Here is a 16,452-nt window from a genome sequence, read left to right as displayed (position 1 = left end):
GAATTCACGATTTGAGAAGCCCCTCACTAACCCTCTCCCGGAGGGAGAGGGGACTGACTGTGGTGTTTGCGAGAGCTGCGCCGACGTGCGATACCGAGTCGAACTCGGATGTTGAACAGCACGGAGGTCGGCTCCCTTTCCCCCTCGCCCCCTTGGGGGAGAGGGCTGGGGTGAGGGGGATGGATCTAAAGCACACCACAAAAACGTGATCAAAAAAAAGCCCCTGCAAACTCAGGGGCTCTTCGATCAGTGCGGCTGATAAACCGTGAGCATCTGCCCCGGCTTCAACGCTTTACCCGCACCCGGATTCCAGCGCTTGAGATGCTGCATCTCAACGTTGAAACGCTTGGCCACCACGTACAGCGTGTCGCCGCGCTTGACCTTGTACTGGGTCTGCTGCGCGCTGTCGTCCTTGCCTTTGTTCTTGCTGTTGGCCGCAATCACTGTGTTGACGCGCCCAGATTTGCGAGCCGGCGCACGCTTGGTGTTGTCCTGCATCACCAGGGTCTGGCCGACCTTGAGGTTCTTGCCGGTCAGCTTGTTCCAGCGCTGCAGATCCTTGACTTCAACCTTGTTGGCCTTGGCGATGGAGCCGAGGTTGTCGCCACGCTTCACGCGGTAAGCGCGCTTGAGTTTTGCCACCTCGGAAGGATCGGCACCCTCGAACACCGGCTTCAGCGAGCGCGGGCTGATCAGCTCGTCAGGCCGCATGGTCTGCAGGCTGGCGGTCAGCAGTTGCGCCTTCGACGTTGGCACCAGCAGATGCTGAGGGCCGTCGATGGTGGTGCGCTGCTTGAACGCCGGGTTGAGCTGGAACAGTTCGTCTTCGTCGATGTTCGCCACCGCGGCAACCTTGGACAGGTCCATGCGCTGGTTGATTTCGACGACCTGGAAGTACGGTTCGTTGGCGATCGGGTTGAGGTTGACCCCGTAGGCCTCTGGCGCCAGCACCACTTGCGACAATGCCAGCAGCTTCGGCACGTACGCCTGGGTTTCCGCCGGCAGCGGCAGGTTCCAGTAGTCGGTCGGCAGGCCAAGCTTTTCGTTACGTTCGATCGCGCGGCTGACCGTGCCTTCGCCGGCGTTGTACGCGGCCAGGGCGAGCAACCAGTCGCCGTTGAACATGTCGTGCAGGCGAGTCAGGTAATCCATCGCGGCCGTAGTCGAGGCAGTGATGTCGCGACGGCCATCATAGAAACGGGTCTGGCGCAGGTTGAAGTAACGCCCGGTGGACGGAATGAATTGCCACAGCCCGACAGCATCGGCGCGCGAATAGGCCATCGGGTTGTAGGCGCTTTCAATCACTGGCAGCAGGGCCAGTTCCAGCGGCATGTTGCGTTCTTCGAGGCGTTCGACGATGTAGTGAATATAGAGACTGCCGCGTTCGCCGGCGTTCTCGAGGAAAGAGGGATTGCTGGCGAACCACAGGCGCTGTTGCTCGATGCGCGGATTTACGCCGAGGCCTTCCTGCAACTGGAAGCCCTGGCGCATGCGTTCCCAGATATCCTGGGGAACCTGTGGGCTGGGCTTCTCGGTCAGCCAGATCGGCTTCTGCTTGGCTCGCGCAGCAATGTTCGGCGTATGGGTCGCTTCAGTCTGCGGAGCATGGCTGGAACAGCCCGCCAGCGTGGCGGACACAGCCACCGCGATGGCTTGCGCCAGGCGGGTCAATGCGTCTGAATTGACGGACTTACGTATGGATGACGACATTGGCTGGAAGTAAGTTCCGGGCAAAAATGTCGGGCGATTCTAGAAAGCGCACCCCTTGCGGTCAACCATTCAGAATTTTTGTACCAGGCAAGAGGGTGCTTAGAACTTATCTTTCCATGCCCGCAGAGCCGCAAATACCTCACTCGGCGCCCGGTTTTGAGCGCCTGCCCGTTCGTCCACTTTTTGTGTAACTAATGTTTCACTGGTGCGCAAAAACGGATTTGTGAGCTTTTCCAGGGCCAGGGTCGAAGGCAGGGTCATGACGCCGTTCTGCCGTTGTCGGGTGACTTTTTCCAGACGGGCGGCAATGTCCGGGTTCGTCGGCTCGACGGCGGCGGCGAACTTGAGGTTGCTCAGGGTGTATTCATGGGTGCAGTAGACCAGCGTATCTTCCGGTAACGCGGCGAGACGGCTGAGCGAGTGGTGCATCTGTTCCGGCGTGCCTTCGAACAGTCGCCCGCAACCGGCGGCGAACAGGGTGTCGCCGCAGAACAGCAGACCGTGATGGTAGTAGGCGATGTGTCCCAAAGTGTGACCGGGCACCGCATGGACAGCGAAGTCCCAGCCAAGCACGCTGACGGTATCGTTGTCCTTGAGCGCGACGTCGCGCCCCGGAATGCTTTCGCTGGCCGGGCCGTAAACAGTCGCGCCGCTCGCGGCTTTCAGGCGTTCGACGCCGCCGACGTGATCATGGTGATGGTGGGTAATCAGGATGTCGCTCAAGACCCAGCCCGGATGGGCCTCGATCCATGCCATCACGGGCGCGGCATCGCCCGGATCGACCACCGCGCAGCGTTGGGTACGGTGATCCTGTAACAACCAGATGTAGTTGTCGGTGAACGCGGGCAGGGCACTGATCTGTATCATCGTCGGAATTCGCCAAGCGGAAAACATTGGCGCATCTTAGTAGTTCCTGGCGCTTTGGAGAATGCGATGAGTGATAAAGCGTTCGCACAGGCTGATCCTGACTGGCTGGCCCTGATCGGCGCAGCCCGTGAATGGCTGTCCGGCCCGCTCGGGCAATTTCTGCTCGATGAAGAGCGGCGCATGCTCGAAGACGAGTTGGGCCGGTTCTTCGGCGGTTATCTGGTGCATTACGGGCCGTCGGCCGAAACCCCGCCGGCGGCGCCGCAGGTGCAGCGCAATGTGCGTCTTGGCGCGCCGTTGCCGGGCGTCGAGATTGTCTGCGAAGAGCAAGCCTGGCCGCTGAGCGAGCACGCCGCTGACGTGGTAGTGATGCAGCACGGTCTGGATTTCTGCCTGTCGCCCCACGGTTTGCTGCGTGAAGCGGCAAGCAGTGTGCGCCCCGGCGGGCACTTGCTGATCATCGGCATCAATCCGTGGAGCGCGTGGGGTTTACGCCATGTTTTCGCCCATGACGCCTTGCGCCAGGCGCGCTGCATCTCGCCGTCACGGGTCGCCGACTGGCTCAATCTGCTGGGCTTTGCGCTGGAGAAACGCCGCTTCGGGTGCTATCGTCCGCCGCTCGCGTCACCCAAGTGGCAGGCCCGCTTGGCCGGCTGGGAACGCAAGGCCGGTGACTGGCAACTGTCGGGCGGCGGCTTCTATTTATTGGTGGCGCGCAAGATCGTGGTTGGCTTGCGACCCTTGCGTCAGGAGCGCCGCGAGCCGATGGGCAAGCTGATTCCGCTGCCGATGGCCAAGGTCAATCGCCGCCGCATTGAACCGTAAACCTTCTTTTACTTGTGGCCGGGCATGTCCCGGCCCGGGCCATCGTCGATCCGTGATCGGCGAGGCAGGCATTTATTCTGGATAGAGTGGCATGAGCGAAAGCGTTGAAAGCGTCGACACCGTAGAGCTGTTCACTGACGGTGCCTGCAAAGGCAATCCTGGCCCGGGCGGCTGGGGCGCCTTGCTGGTGTGCAAGGGCGTTGAAAAGGAACTGTGGGGCGGCGAAGCCAACACCACCAACAACCGCATGGAATTGCTCGGCGCGATTCGCGGCCTGGAAGCCTTGAAGCGGCCGTGCGAAGTATTGCTGGTGACCGACTCGCAGTATGTGATGAAGGGCATCAACGAGTGGATGGCCAACTGGAAGAAACGCGGCTGGAAAACCGCTGCGAAAGAACCGGTGAAAAACGCTGATCTGTGGAAAGAGCTGGATGAGCAGGTCAACCGCCACAAGGTCACCTGGAAATGGGTGCGTGGGCACATTGGTCATCACGGTAACGAGCGGGCGGACCAGTTGGCCAACCGTGGGGTGGATGAAGTGCGCGGTTACAAACAGACCTGATTCCCTCCGTTGCACCATGGTGCCCCCAATCGCGAGCAGGCTCACTCCTACAATTGGAATGCATTTCCCTGTAGGAGTGAGCCTGCTCGCGATGAATGATGACGCGCTAACTCAGAAATACGCGTGTTAACATCCGCGTTTTTTGCAAGATCGACCCGTTGAGAGCTGAACACTGATGGCCACCAGATCCGTTGTACTCGATACCGAAACCACCGGCATGCCGGTGACCGATGGTCACCGGATCATTGAAATCGGCTGTGTCGAACTGATCGGTCGGCGCCTGACGGGCCGGCATTTTCACGTCTACCTGCAACCGGATCGCGAAAGTGACGAAGGCGCCATCGGTGTTCACGGCATCACCAACGAATTCCTCGTCGGCAAGCCGCGTTTCAACGAAGTCGCCGATGAGTTCTTCGAATTCATCAAGGGCGCGCAGCTGATCATCCACAACGCGGCGTTCGACGTTGGTTTCATCAACAACGAATTCGCCTTGATGGGGCAGAAGGATCGCGCTGACATCACGCAGCACTGCTCGATCCTCGACACCCTGATGATGGCCCGGGAACGTCACCCGGGGCAGCGCAACAGCCTCGATGCATTGTGCAAACGCTATGGCGTCGACAACTCCGGCCGTGAACTGCACGGCGCCTTGCTCGACTCGGAGATTCTCGCCGACGTCTACCTGACCATGACCGGTGGCCAGACCAGCCTGTCGCTGGCGGGCAATGCATCGGACGGTAATGGCTCGGGCGAGGGTGCGGACAACTCGGCGACCGAGATTCGTCGTTTGCCGGCAGATCGTCAGCCTGCGCGAATCATTCGTGCGACTGAAGATGAGTTGGCGGCGCATCTGGTGCGGTTGGAGATTATTGCCAAGTCTGCCGGTGGCCCGGCGTTATGGACGCAGATCGCCGAAGCCGACGCCCAAGCCTGAAGATCAAAAGATCGTCCGATCGCGGCCCGAACCTGCGGCAGCTCCTACAGGGGATCACATTCCAATGTAGGAGCTGCCGCAGGCTGCGATCTTTTGCTTATGACGCCATGAAGCCAACTGGCCACCCTCGCCACATTCGCTGCAACCCTCTACCCTGAGTGCATTGGCAGCTGTAAACCTGCCGCCTCAGGACACTGAGCCCCATGTACAAAGATTTGAAGTTCCCGGTGTTGATCGTCCATCGCGATATCAAGGCCGACACGGTCGCCGGTGACCGTATCCGTGGCATTGCCCGGGAGTTGGAGCAGGAAGGTTTCAGTATCGTTTCGGCTACCGACTACGCCGAAGGTCGGTTGGTGGCGTCGACCCATCATGGCCTCGCGTGCATGCTGATTGCTGCCGAGGACGCCAGCACTAATTCCCATCTGTTGCAGAACATGGCCGAACTGATCGGCCTGGCGCGGGTGCGTGCGCCGGAACTGCCGATCTTTGCCTTGGGTGAACAAGTCACGTTGGAAAACGCCCCTGCCGACGCGATGGCCGAGCTCAACCAACTGCGTGGCATTCTCTATCTGTTCGAAGACACCGTGGCGTTTCTCGCCAGGCAAGTCGCGCGGGCGGCGCGCAAGTATCTGGATGGTTTACTGCCACCGTTTTTCAAGGCCCTGGTGCAGCACACGGCGGACTCCAATTATTCCTGGCACACCCCCGGTCATGGCGGCGGTGTGGCTTATCACAAGAGTCCGGTGGGGCAGGCATTTCACCAGTTCTTTGGCGAAAACACCCTGCGTTCGGATTTGTCGGTGTCGGTGCCGGAGCTGGGTTCGCTGCTCGATCACACCGGGCCGCTCGCCGAAGCCGAGGCGCGCGCGGCGCGCAATTTCGGCGCTGACCACACCTTTTTCGTGATCAATGGCACCTCGACCGCCAACAAGATCGTCTGGCACTCGATGGTCGCGCGCGATGACTTGGTGCTGGTCGACCGCAATTGCCACAAGTCGGTGTTGCACGCGATCATCATGACCGGCGCGATCCCGTTGTACCTGTGCCCGGAGCGCAATGAATTGGGGATCATCGGCCCGATTCCGCTGAGCGAGTTCAGTCGCGAATCGATCCAGGCGAAGATCGACGCCAGCCCGCTGACCAAGGGGCGTGCGCCGAAAGTCAAACTCGCGGTGGTGACCAATTCGACCTACGACGGCCTCTGTTACAACGCCGAGCTGATCAAGCAAAGTCTCGGCAACAGCGTTGAAGTGCTGCATTTCGACGAGGCCTGGTATGCCTACGCGGCGTTTCACGAGTTCTTCGCCGGACGCTATGGCATGGCCACCTCACGCAGCGAAGACAGCCCGCTGGTGTTCACCACCCATTCGACGCACAAATTGCTCGCGGCATTCAGTCAGGCCTCGATGATTCATGTGCAGGACGGCGGTGCGCGGCAACTGGATCGCGATCGGTTCAATGAAGCGTTCATGATGCATATCTCGACGTCGCCGCAGTACAGCATCATCGCTTCGCTGGATGTGGCGTCGGCGATGATGGAAGGCCCGGCCGGGCGCTCACTGTTGCAGGAAACCTTTGATGAAGCGCTGAGCTTCCGCCGTGCGTTGGCCAATCTGCGCCAGCATATCGCTGCCGATGACTGGTGGTTTTCGATCTGGCAGCCGCCGGGCGTCGAAGGCATTGACCGCGTACAGACAGAGGACTGGCTACTGCAACCGGATGCCGACTGGCATGGTTTTGGTGAAGTCAGTGACGATTACGTCTTGCTCGATCCGATCAAGGTCACGCTGGTAATGCCGGGCCTCAATGCCGGCGGAGCGCTGAGCGACAAGGGCATTCCGGCGGCGGTGGTCAGCAAGTTCCTCTGGGAGCGCGGGCTGGTGGTCGAGAAGACCGGCCTGTATTCCTTTCTGGTACTGTTCTCGATGGGCATTACCAAGGGTAAATGGAGCACGCTGCTGACTGAATTACTGGAATTCAAGCGCAGCTACGACGCCAACGTGCGTCTGGAAAGCTGTCTGCCTTGCGTCGCCCAAGAAGATGCCGGGCGCTATCGCGGCATGGGGTTGCGCGATTTGTGCGATCAACTGCATGCCTGTTACCGCAGCAATGCCACGGCCAAACACCTCAAACGCATGTACACCGTGCTCCCCGAGATCGCCATGAAACCCGCACATGCTTACGATCATCTGGTGCGCGGCGAAGTCGAGGCGGTGCCGATCGATGCGCTGGAAGGGCGGATCGCTGCGGTGATGCTGGTGCCGTATCCGCCGGGGATTCCGTTGATCATGCCTGGCGAACGCTTCACCGAGGCGACCCGTTCGATCATCGATTACCTGAAATTTGCCCGCACGTTCGATAGCAGCTTTCCCGGTTTTGTCGCTGATGTGCATGGACTGCAACACGAAGACGAAGGCAATGGGCGGCATTACACCGTCGATTGCGTCAAGGAATGAGGACTTTTCCGAGTATGCAACCGGTCATGAATCCAAAATACCCAGGGCTGTCGGTGCGTGTCGCTGACGAAGGTTTTGCGCCTTATATCTGGGGCAGCGACTTCAGCTTCGAGGTCGCAGCCTACGGCGCAGCGGTGATTGGCAAAGCGGTCGAGCAGTGGCCGGTGACGCCGATCGTGCCTTATCGCAAGTGCTACGGCATCGACCCCGAGGAGTTCAGCAGTTACCGTGATGCGCCTGACAGCGCGATTTTCATGGCCTATCTGGACGATGAACCGGTCGGTCATCTGGTGATCAGTACCAACTGGAATGGCTTTGCGCATATCGATGAGCTGGCGGTGCACGCGCCGGCGCGGCGGCATGGCGTGGCCAAGGCGTTGCTGGATGTCGCGCAGTTCTGGAGTCGCAAGAAAAAGCTGCCGGGGATCATGCTCGAAACCCAGAACAACAACCTCGGTGCCTGTCGATTGTACGAGCGCTGCGGTTATGTGATTGGTGGTATTGACCAGTTGCGCTATCGCGGTATTGATCCGAACACCGCCGAAGTAGCGCTGTTCTGGTATCGATTGTTCGATAATCCGCTGGAGAGTCCCGTCAGCTCGCCAGCATCGCCTCGGCTTGTTCCGTAACGATGGTGAGCAGCGTCTGAATCGCCGCTGATGGCGCGGCGTGCTTGAAGGTCAGGGCGTACAGGCTGATCGGCACGGCCGGCGACAGCGGGCAGACATCCAGCCCGGCAGAGCGTGCGCCCAGTGCAGTGAACGGGTCGACGATGGCCAGGCCTTCGCCAGCCTCGACCATGCTGCGCATCATCTGATGGGTTTGCACGCGGGTCTGGATGCTCGGTGCGGGGCGCAGGGCCTGGAGCTTGTTTTCCAGCGCCGGGCTCAGTGGGTCCTGGCCTTCGAGGCCGACCATGGCCTGACCGGCCAGATCCTGCAGGGAAATGTATTTCTGTTTCGGTTGTAGCCAGCCATGAGGCGCGAGCAATTGCAACTTGCCCTGGGCCAGTGGCTGGCAATCAATGTCGGGATGTTCGGGGTCGTGCAGGCTTAGACCGAGATCACTTTCGCGCAGCAACAGGTTACGGACGATGTCGCGGGTCGGTGCACTGAGCAGGCTGCACGGCGCATCCGGCAGACGTCGGCGCAGGGCGGCGAGGCTTTGTGGCAGTAATTGTTGCGCCAGCGGTGGGGTGCCGATGATGCGCAGGGGCGGGGCGAGGTATTGCTTGAGACTGCTGGCCAAACGCTGCACTGGCTCCAGCGCGTCGTAGACGTGGGCGATTTCGACCTGCAATGCCCGCGCTTCGGGCGTCGATTGCAGGCGCCCGCGCACGCTGGCGAACAGCATGAACCCCAACTGACTCTCGGCTTCGCGCAAACGCTCTTCGACCTCGGCCACCGGCAACTGCAGCCATTCGGCGGCGGTGCCCAGGTGACCGGTCTGCAAGAGCGCCTGGATCACTTCGATATGACGTAAACGCATGCGTGAAGTCCATGTTCAGCAGGTGGGGTCAGTGGCTGAATCCTACCCCAAGTCTGCGCATATGACTTCTGCTCATAACGATGAGTTATGAAGCGACGGTTGGCTCAGGCTCACGGATCAGGGTGATCCCTGACTGAACCAGGAGAAACTCGTTCTCGTTGACCTTGTTGACGCGATCGCCAATGGCCAGTTTGTAAATAGGCTCCGAACCAGTGGAACCGTCTACCGACGGGTTGGATTCCTGGAACTCATGCACGGAATAAACGCGGCCTTCCGCATCTCTTGCATGGAACTGACCGACGAGTACTGCTGCCATCTGCTTAGAACCTCTGGAGATAAAACGCTTGATTTGCGGCTTGGTAGACCGCCATCAAGGCCTGTAAGTTTTCCTACAGGAAAAAAATAATCAACACGCGGGAATTTCCCTCGGGTGCTGGTGGAATCGTCACCGAATCATCTATAACTACTCGCTCCTCCCACGGACAATCGAGAGTCTTCCATGAGCAATGTCTACAACGTCGCGGTAGTGGTCGGTAGCCTGCGCAAAGCATCGATCAATCGCAAGGTCGCCCTGGCGCTGGCGGAGCTGGCCCCGGCGAACCTCAAGCTTGAGATTGTCGAGATAGGCGATCTGCCACTTTATAACGAAGACATCGACGGTGATTCACCGCCGGCAGCCTACAGTACTTTCCGGGAAAAAGTGGGTTCATCCGACGCGGTGCTGTTTGTCACGCCCGAGTACAACCGTTCAGTACCGGCGCCGTTGAAGAATGCCATCGACGTTGGCTCGCGGCCTTATGGCAAGGCCGTCTGGAGTGGCAAGCCGGGGGCGGTGATCAGTGTCTCGCCCGGTGCCATTGGTGGTTTCGGCGCCAACCAGCATTTGCGCCAGTCGTTCGTGTTTCTCAATGTGCCGTGCATGCAGCAGCCGGAGGCTTATCTGGGCGGCGCGGGCTCGGCGTTTGATGAGGCGGGCAAGTTGAGCGAAACGGTGAAACCTTTTCTGCAGAGTTTTATCAATGCGTACGGACAATTCGTAGAGCAACACAAGAAGTAACTTCACCGAATCCCCTGTGGGAGCGAGCCTGCTCGCGAAGGCGTCGTCAGCCGTTGCATCAATGGCGACTGACAGTGCGCTTTCGCGAGCAGGCTCGCTCCCACAGGTTATCTTTCTGGCTCGGCACTCGTCGTGGCCTTTTTACCTCACTCTTTGAAGGCTGTTGCGGATGCTCGCTGCGTCACTGATTTTCCTGCTGACCATCACCCTTGTCATCTGGCAACCCAAAGGCCTCGGCGTCGGCTGGAGTGCGACGCTTGGCGCAATCCTGGCGCTGATTTTCGGCGTCGTTCATCTCAGCGACATTCCGTTGGTGTGGCAAATCATCTGGAACGCCACCGGCACCTTTGTCGCGCTGATCATTATCAGCCTGCTGCTCGACGAAGCCGGGTTCTTTAATTGGGCGGCGCTGCACGTGGCGCGTTGGGGGCGGGGTAGCGGGCGCAAGTTGTTTGCTTTTATGGTGCTGCTTGGCGCACTGGTGTCGGCGTTGTTTGCCAACGACGGCGCGGCGCTGATTCTCACGCCGATCGTGATTTCGATGCTGCTGGCGCTACGCTTTTCCCCGGCCGCGACCCTGGCATTCGTGATGGGTGCAGGATTTATCGCCGACACCGCGAGCCTGCCACTGGTAGTGTCGAACCTGGTCAACATCGTTTCGGCGGACTTCTTTCACATCGGCTTCAACCGTTATGCGGCGGTAATGGTGCCGGTCAACTTCGTCAGCGTGGCGGCGACGCTGGGCATGTTGCTGTGGTTCTTCCGTCGCGACATTCCCAAGGCCTACGACCCGGAGCAGCTTGAGCTCCCAGAAACCGCGATCCACGACAAAGCCACGTTCTATGCCGGTTGGGCGGTGTTGGCGATTCTGTTGATCGGCTGTTTTGCCCTTGAACCGCTGGGCATTCCGATCAGCGCGATTTCCGCCGTGTGCGCCGCGCTGCTGTTGGGTATCGCCGCGCGCGGCCACAAGATTTCCACGCGCAAGGTGATGAAAGAAGCGCCGTGGCAGATCGTGATTTTCTCGTTGGGCATGTATCTGGTGGTCTACGGCCTGCGCAATGCCGGGCTGACCGGGTATCTGGCCGGTTGGCTGGATGTCTTCGCAGGGCACGGCGTGTGGGGCGCGGCCATGGGCACCGGGGTGCTGACGGCGTTGCTGTCGTCGATCATGAATAACTTGCCGACGGTGTTGATTGGCTTGTTGTCGATTGACGCCAGTCAGGCGAGCGGGGTGGTCAAGGAGGCGATGATCTATGCCAACGTGATTGGCAGCGATCTGGGGCCGAAGATTACCCCGATTGGCAGTCTGGCCACGTTGTTGTGGCTGCATGTGCTGGAGCGCAAGGGGATTCACATTGGTTGGGGCTATTACTTCCGGGTCGGGATTGTGCTGACGGTGCCGGTGTTGTTGGTGACGTTGGCGGCTTTGGCTTTGCGGCTTTCGCTCTAGACCAATTCGGCCCCAATCGCTGGCAAGCCAGCTCCCACAGGGATTTTCTGTGTGCTCACTACCTGGGCCACACCACAAAGCCAACTCCCACTAGCTCTGTGGTGGCTCACTACCTGGGCCGCACCACGAAACCTGTGGGAGCTGGCTTGCCAGCGATGGGGCCGGTACAGGCAATACAAAATCTCAGGCCTGGCCGGGTACATTCGGCCAAAGATCCGATACCAGAAACAACCGCTCAGCCTCTTCCCATTCCCCCCGCGCATTCTCGGTCAGGCGCACCATCAACTGCGCCGGGGCTAGCGGCTCGAGGTCTTCCAGCCACATCCGTAAATGCTCCAAAGTCCAGGTCTGATCCGCCGGATAATGCGCTGGTGCCAGCCAGGCATGCCGGGGCAGGGGTTGCCAGCGCCCGGCCGGGCGTTGTGCGACAAACGCTGGCCAATCCTTCTGATGCAACCAACTGCCGCGCAAATGCTGCGGATGTGCACCATTCGGTGAATCGGACTGCCCCGGCCACGGGTACAGCAAATAGCCGCCCAACCACAGTTGCGCGCTGAACACCTCGATATCCAGCGCCGCCAACACCTCACGGCTTTCCGCGCGCGCCGAGATCGGCAACTGATGTTCGGCCAGATGCGCCAGTTTACGATCGAGCCGATCATGACAACCCGGCCCCAGCCACTGCGCTGGATCACGACCGTCGCCATTCTGCGGGCCGAGGTAGAGCTTGATCGCCAATTCCAGGTGATGCACGCCATCGCGGTCACGCAGAAGCATGTCCAGCTCGCCAAGTGTGTGGCCCTCGCGGCGGATCGGCAGGTTGGCGGCAATCAGCTCAATGCCCGGCGCATGCTCCACGGCAAACTGCCAAAGTCGTTCGTAATACAGGCCCAGACGTCGCGTGCGTGCCTGCGACAACCAATGCAGCAAGCCATAACTGTCACGGTCGAGCTGACGCAACCAGTGCTCCAGACGTTCAGGGTCGGCCACCCAATCGCTGCCGGCCAGCGGATGACGCTGCGGCCACGGTGTGGTGGCGAGCATCGGAGGGGCGAGGATCACCCACGCCAGATCGCGCACTTCCGGGTGGCGTAATTGGTGAGGCAACTGGAGCAAATCTGGAAATAGGATCATCTTGCGAGCATAGCCGTAAACACGAGCGCACCCTTGAGGCTGAAAGGATTTTGTCTATCTGGCGCTTTCGCCCATAATCGGGTTTTTCGCGTTTTCGATTGTCCGCAGAGGTCCCATGGAGCAATTTCGTAATATCGGCATCATCGGTCGCCTGGGCAGTTCCCAGGTGCTGGATACCGTCCGCCGACTGAAACGCTTTCTGCTCGATCGTCACCTGCATGTGATCCTCGAAGACACCATCGCCGAAGTCCTGCCGGGCCACGGCTTGCAAACCTCGTCGCGCAAGATGCTCGGCGAAGTCTGCGACATGGTCATCGTCGTCGGCGGTGACGGCAGTCTGCTCGGCGCTGCGCGGGCGCTGGCCAAACACAATATTCCGGTACTGGGGATCAACCGTGGCAGCCTCGGTTTTCTGACAGACATTCGCCCGGATGAGCTGGAAGTCGAAGTCGCCAAGGTGCTCGACGGCCACTACCTGGTGGAAAACCGCTTCCTGCTGCAAGCCGAAGTGCGCCGGCATGCCGAGGCCATCGGTCAGGGCGATGCGCTCAATGACGTGGTGCTGCACCCCGGCAAATCGACGCGGATGATCGAGTTCGAGCTGTACATCGACGGCCAGTTCGTCTGCAGCCAGAAGGCCGACGGCCTGATCGTCGCGACACCGACCGGTTCTACCGCGTACGCGCTGTCTGCCGGCGGGCCGATCATGCATCCCAAGCTCGATGCCATTGTGATCGTGCCGATGTACCCCCATATGTTGTCGAGCCGGCCAATTGTGGTCGATGGCAACAGTGAGCTGAAAATCGTCGTGTCGAAAAACATGCAGATTTACCCGCAAGTCTCCTGCGACGGGCAGAACCACTTCACCTGCGCGCCGGGCGACACCATCACCGTCAGCAAGAAAGCGCAGAAGCTGCGGCTGATTCACCCGCTCGACCACAACTACTACGAAGTCTGCCGCACCAAGCTCGGCTGGGGCAGCAAGCTGGGTGGTGGAGGCGACTGATGCTCGATCCCGCGCGCAGTTATGACCTGATCGGTGACGTGCACGGATGCGCCCTGACCCTCGAACACTTGCTTGACCGACTCGGTTACCACAAGCAGGGCGGGGTCTGGCGGCATCCATCGCGCATGGCCGTGTTCGTCGGCGACATCATCGACCGTGGCCCGCGCATTCGCGAGGCGCTGCATATTGTCCATGACATGGTCGAGGCCGGTCAGGCCTTGTGCATCATGGGCAACCACGAATTCAACGCCCTCGGCTGGAGCACCCCGGCGCCACCGGGCAGCGGCAAGCAGTTCGTGCGCGAACACACGCCGCGCCACGCACGCCTGCTGCACGAAACCCTGACCCAGTTCGAAGACCATCCTGGCGACTGGCATGATTTTCAGCGCTGGTTCTATGAGCTGCCGCTGTTTGTTGACGCCGGACGCTTCCGTGTTGTGCATGCCTGTTGGGATGCCGGTCTGATCGAGCCGTTGCGCGCGCAATTCGCTAATGGCTGCATTGACGAACACTTTCTTCAGGCGTCCGCCGTGCCCGGCAGTTTCGCCTGCACCGTGTTCGATCGTCTGTTACGCGGCACCGACATGCGCCTGCCGGATGGTCTGACCATGACCAGTGGCGATGGCCTGGTGCGTTCGTTCTTCCGCACCAAGTTCTGGGAAGACGACCCGAAAACCTACGGCGACATTGTCTTCCAGCCTGATGCTCTGCCAGAACCGGTGGCGCAGAAACCGCTGACCTCCAGCGAAAAAAACACCCTGCTGCGCTACGGCGTCGACGAGCCATTGCTGTTCGTCGGCCACTATTGGCGCAGCGGCAAACCGGCGCCGATCCGCCCGAACCTTGCGTGTCTGGATTACAGCGCGGTGCTCTACGGCAAACTGGTCGCTTATCGTCTGGATCAGGAAACACGTCTGGATCCGCATAAATTTGTCTGGGTCGATGTCGAGCGGCCGGAGGTGCTGCAATGAGTGCGGTAGCGGTATTGCGTCTGCCATTGGCGGTGGACTTGAGCGGTTTCGTCAAACTGCTGCAACGCATGCAGGTCCCGCATCGGGTCAGCGAAGAGGCGGGCGAACAGGTGTTGTGGGCGCCGTCGGAGATCAGCGAAGACGTGCGTTCGCTGTACGAACGCTTCCCGGCCGGCGATCCTGATCAGCAACTGGACATCCCTGTTGCGCAGACCCTCAAGCGCCCAAGCTTCGCTGAGCAATTGAAGTACGCCAAAGCCACCGGTTTCATTCTGCTGTTGTGCCTGATTGTCGGCGGCTTGACCTACCTCGGCGAAAACCTGCAGACGTTGCGCTGGCTGACCTTCCTCGATTTTCAGGTGGTTGGTGAATACATCCATTTCGTGCCGTTGGCCGACAGTCTGGCGGCGGGGCAGTGGTGGCGTCTGGTCACGCCGATGCTGATCCACTTCGGCATCCTGCACCTGGCCATGAACGGCATGTGGTATTGGGAGCTGGGCCGGCGCATCGAGTCGCGTCAGGGCAGCATCAACCTGATCGGCCTGACACTGCTGTTCAGTCTGGTGTCCAACTACGCGCAGTTTGTCTGGAGCGGCGCGACCTTGTTTGGCGGCCTGTCGGGCGTGCTGTACGGTTTGCTCGGACATTGCTGGATCTTCCAGCTGCTGTCGCCGAACCCGGCCTATCGCCTGCCGCGCGGCGTGCTGGTGATGATGCTGGTGTGGCTGCTGGTGTGCATGTCCGGGCTGATCTCGATGATCGGCTTCGGCGAAATCGCCAACGCCGCCCATGTCGGCGGGTTACTCATCGGATGCTTCACCGGTTTGTTGGGCGGTTTGTATAACCGCCGTAAACTGGCCGCCTAAATTTTCAGCAGATAAAGAGCACGGAGACCCTGATGTCCTCTTTTAACGACATGATCAACAACATCACCCCGGACATCTACGAGAGCCTGAAACTGGCCGTGGAAATCGGCAAGTGGTCCGACGGTGGCAAGCTCACCGCCGAACAGCGCGAGCTGTCGCTGCAGGCGATGATCGCCTGGGAAATCCAGAATCTGCCTGAAGACCAGCGCACCGGTTACATGGGCCCGCAGGAATGTGCATCGAAGTCGATCGAAGTGCCGAACATCCTGTTCAAGTCGGATGCCATCCATTGATCGAGATTGGCCGCGGTGCAATCAGCAAAATGTCGGCGCGCCTTGACGGGCCGAACGTGCAATACGCGTTTCGTCTGGATGACGTCGAGGTGCCGGTCAACCCGTTGATCGGCACCACGGTGCGTCTGGAATACCTGGGGGCGATCCACTGCACCCATTGCGGGCGCAAGACCAAAACCAGTTTCAGTCAGGGCTATTGCTACCCGTGCATGACCAAGCTGGCGCAGTGCGACCTGTGCATCATGAGCCCGGAGCGTTGCCACTATGACGCCGGCACCTGCCGCGATCCGGCGTGGGGCGAGCAGTTCTGCATGACCGATCACGTGGTTTACCTGTCCAATTCGTCGGGCATCAAGGTTGGCATCACTCGTGCAACGCAACTGCCGACGCGCTGGATCGATCAGGGTGCGTGTCAGGCGTTGCCGATCATGCGGGTGTCGACAAGGCAGCAATCGGGCTTCGTCGAAGATTTGTTCCGCAGCCAAGTGGCCGACAAAACCAACTGGCGTGCATTGCTCAAGGGCGATGCGGCGGCGGTGGATCTGGCGCAGGTGCGTGACCAGTTATTTGAAAGCTGCGCCGAAGGCCTGCAAGGTTTGCAGGAGCGATTCGGCCTACAAGCTATTCAGACGATTGCCGATGTAGAACCTCTCGAAATCCGCTATCCGGTCGAGCAATACCCGGCCAAAATCGTCAGCTTCAACCTGGACAAGAACCCGATTGCCGAAGGCACCCTGTTAGGGATCAAGGGCCAGTACCTGATCTTCGATACCGGCGTGATCAACATTCGCAAGTACACGGCTTATCAGCTCGCCGTGCATCAATAA

The 16,452-nt window shown here is 60.0% G+C and carries 17 protein-coding genes; 12 read left to right on the top strand and 5 right to left on the bottom strand.

Annotated features, from left to right (window positions below; all coding sequences use genetic code 11):
• Window positions 1–246 precede the first annotated feature (246 nt).
• Window positions 247–1,710, bottom strand: coding sequence for a transglycosylase SLT domain-containing protein (locus AK821_RS15535; RefSeq protein ID WP_064390486.1), 1,464 nt, complete (start codon window positions 1,708–1,710; stop codon window positions 247–249).
• 99 nt (window positions 1,711–1,809) lie between these two features.
• Window positions 1,810–2,577, bottom strand: a complete 768-nt coding sequence (gloB, locus tag AK821_RS15530) for a hydroxyacylglutathione hydrolase (protein WP_064390722.1) — start codon at window positions 2,575–2,577, stop codon at window positions 1,810–1,812.
• A 66-nt stretch (window positions 2,578–2,643) separates the two neighbouring features.
• Between gloB and AK821_RS15525 the strand changes: the two genes are divergently transcribed.
• From AK821_RS15525 to AK821_RS15505, 5 genes are all read left to right on the top strand, one after another.
• A complete protein-coding gene (locus AK821_RS15525) occupies window positions 2,644–3,402 on the top strand; it encodes a methyltransferase domain-containing protein (protein WP_064390485.1) in 759 nt (252 codons plus the stop codon).
• Between the two features lie 91 nt (window positions 3,403–3,493).
• Window positions 3,494–3,964: a ribonuclease HI gene (gene rnhA, locus AK821_RS15520; RefSeq protein WP_064390484.1), complete on the top strand. Its 471-nt coding sequence runs from the start codon at window positions 3,494–3,496 to the stop codon at window positions 3,962–3,964.
• A gap of 175 nt (window positions 3,965–4,139) precedes the next feature.
• A complete protein-coding gene (gene dnaQ, locus AK821_RS15515) occupies window positions 4,140–4,898 on the top strand; it encodes a DNA polymerase III subunit epsilon (protein ID WP_008088528.1) in 759 nt (252 codons plus the stop codon).
• Between the two features lie 203 nt (window positions 4,899–5,101).
• On the top strand, window positions 5,102–7,357 hold the full coding sequence (locus AK821_RS15510) for an Orn/Lys/Arg decarboxylase N-terminal domain-containing protein (protein ID WP_064390483.1): 2,256 nt from the start codon (window positions 5,102–5,104) through the stop codon (window positions 7,355–7,357).
• Window positions 7,358–7,371: 14 nt separating this feature from the next.
• On the top strand, window positions 7,372–7,986 hold the full coding sequence (locus AK821_RS15505) for a GNAT family N-acetyltransferase (RefSeq protein ID WP_064390482.1): 615 nt from the start codon (window positions 7,372–7,374) through the stop codon (window positions 7,984–7,986).
• Here AK821_RS15505 and AK821_RS15500 read toward each other — a convergent pair.
• Window positions 7,952–8,845: a LysR family transcriptional regulator gene (locus tag AK821_RS15500; RefSeq protein WP_064390481.1), complete on the bottom strand. Its 894-nt coding sequence runs from the start codon at window positions 8,843–8,845 to the stop codon at window positions 7,952–7,954. The genes AK821_RS15505 and AK821_RS15500 overlap by 35 nt on opposite strands.
• Window positions 8,846–8,930: 85 nt before the next feature.
• Complete coding sequence (locus tag AK821_RS15495) at window positions 8,931–9,161, bottom strand: hypothetical protein (protein WP_064390480.1); 231 nt, start codon at window positions 9,159–9,161, stop codon at window positions 8,931–8,933.
• A gap of 183 nt (window positions 9,162–9,344) precedes the next feature.
• Here AK821_RS15495 and AK821_RS15490 point away from each other — a divergent pair, with 183 nt between their 5' ends.
• Both AK821_RS15490 and AK821_RS15485 read left to right on the top strand, forming a co-directional pair.
• The gene (locus tag AK821_RS15490; protein ID WP_064390479.1) at window positions 9,345–9,902 is read left to right on the top strand and encodes an NADPH-dependent FMN reductase; all 558 of its coding nucleotides are present in this window, start codon (window positions 9,345–9,347) and stop codon (window positions 9,900–9,902) included.
• Window positions 9,903–10,071: 169 nt separating this feature from the next.
• On the top strand, window positions 10,072–11,355 hold the full coding sequence (locus tag AK821_RS15485; protein WP_064390478.1) for an arsenic transporter: 1,284 nt from the start codon (window positions 10,072–10,074) through the stop codon (window positions 11,353–11,355).
• A 183-nt stretch (window positions 11,356–11,538) separates the two neighbouring features.
• On the opposite strand, the gene AK821_RS15480 is transcribed toward AK821_RS15485, so the two are convergent.
• The gene (locus tag AK821_RS15480) at window positions 11,539–12,489 is read right to left on the bottom strand and encodes a DUF1853 family protein (protein ID WP_064390477.1); all 951 of its coding nucleotides are present in this window, start codon (window positions 12,487–12,489) and stop codon (window positions 11,539–11,541) included.
• Between the two features lie 115 nt (window positions 12,490–12,604).
• On the opposite strand from AK821_RS15480, the gene AK821_RS15475 reads away from it, so the two are divergent.
• From AK821_RS15475 to AK821_RS15455, 5 genes are read left to right on the top strand one after another with little or no spacing between them, the layout of a single operon-like run.
• Window positions 12,605–13,495 carry an NAD(+) kinase gene (locus tag AK821_RS15475; protein ID WP_003224174.1) on the top strand — a complete coding sequence of 297 codons (891 nt, stop codon included), beginning with the start codon at window positions 12,605–12,607 and terminating at the stop codon, window positions 13,493–13,495.
• Window positions 13,495–14,466 (top strand): metallophosphoesterase, encoded by a 972-nt coding sequence (locus AK821_RS15470; protein ID WP_064390476.1) that lies wholly within the window; start codon window positions 13,495–13,497, stop codon window positions 14,464–14,466. The genes AK821_RS15475 and AK821_RS15470 overlap by 1 nt, the downstream gene beginning before the upstream one ends.
• Entirely contained in the window at window positions 14,463–15,332 is an 870-nt protein-coding gene (locus tag AK821_RS15465; protein ID WP_064390475.1) for a rhomboid family intramembrane serine protease, read from the top strand. Before AK821_RS15470 ends, AK821_RS15465 begins: the two co-directional genes overlap by 4 nt.
• A gap of 32 nt (window positions 15,333–15,364) precedes the next feature.
• Complete coding sequence (locus AK821_RS15460) at window positions 15,365–15,625, top strand: YeaC family protein (protein WP_007919229.1); 261 nt, start codon at window positions 15,365–15,367, stop codon at window positions 15,623–15,625.
• A complete protein-coding gene (locus AK821_RS15455; RefSeq protein ID WP_007919231.1) occupies window positions 15,622–16,452 on the top strand; it encodes a DUF2797 domain-containing protein in 831 nt (276 codons plus the stop codon). The genes AK821_RS15460 and AK821_RS15455 overlap by 4 nt, the downstream gene beginning before the upstream one ends.

The sequence above is a fragment of the Pseudomonas sp. RIT-PI-r genome (assembly GCF_001297015.1).
In the GTDB taxonomy this organism is placed as follows: Bacteria; Pseudomonadota; Gammaproteobacteria; order Pseudomonadales; family Pseudomonadaceae; genus Aquipseudomonas.
The sequence above is the reverse complement of the archived record's forward strand: the minus strand, read 5'-3'. Positions and strand labels throughout refer to the sequence as shown.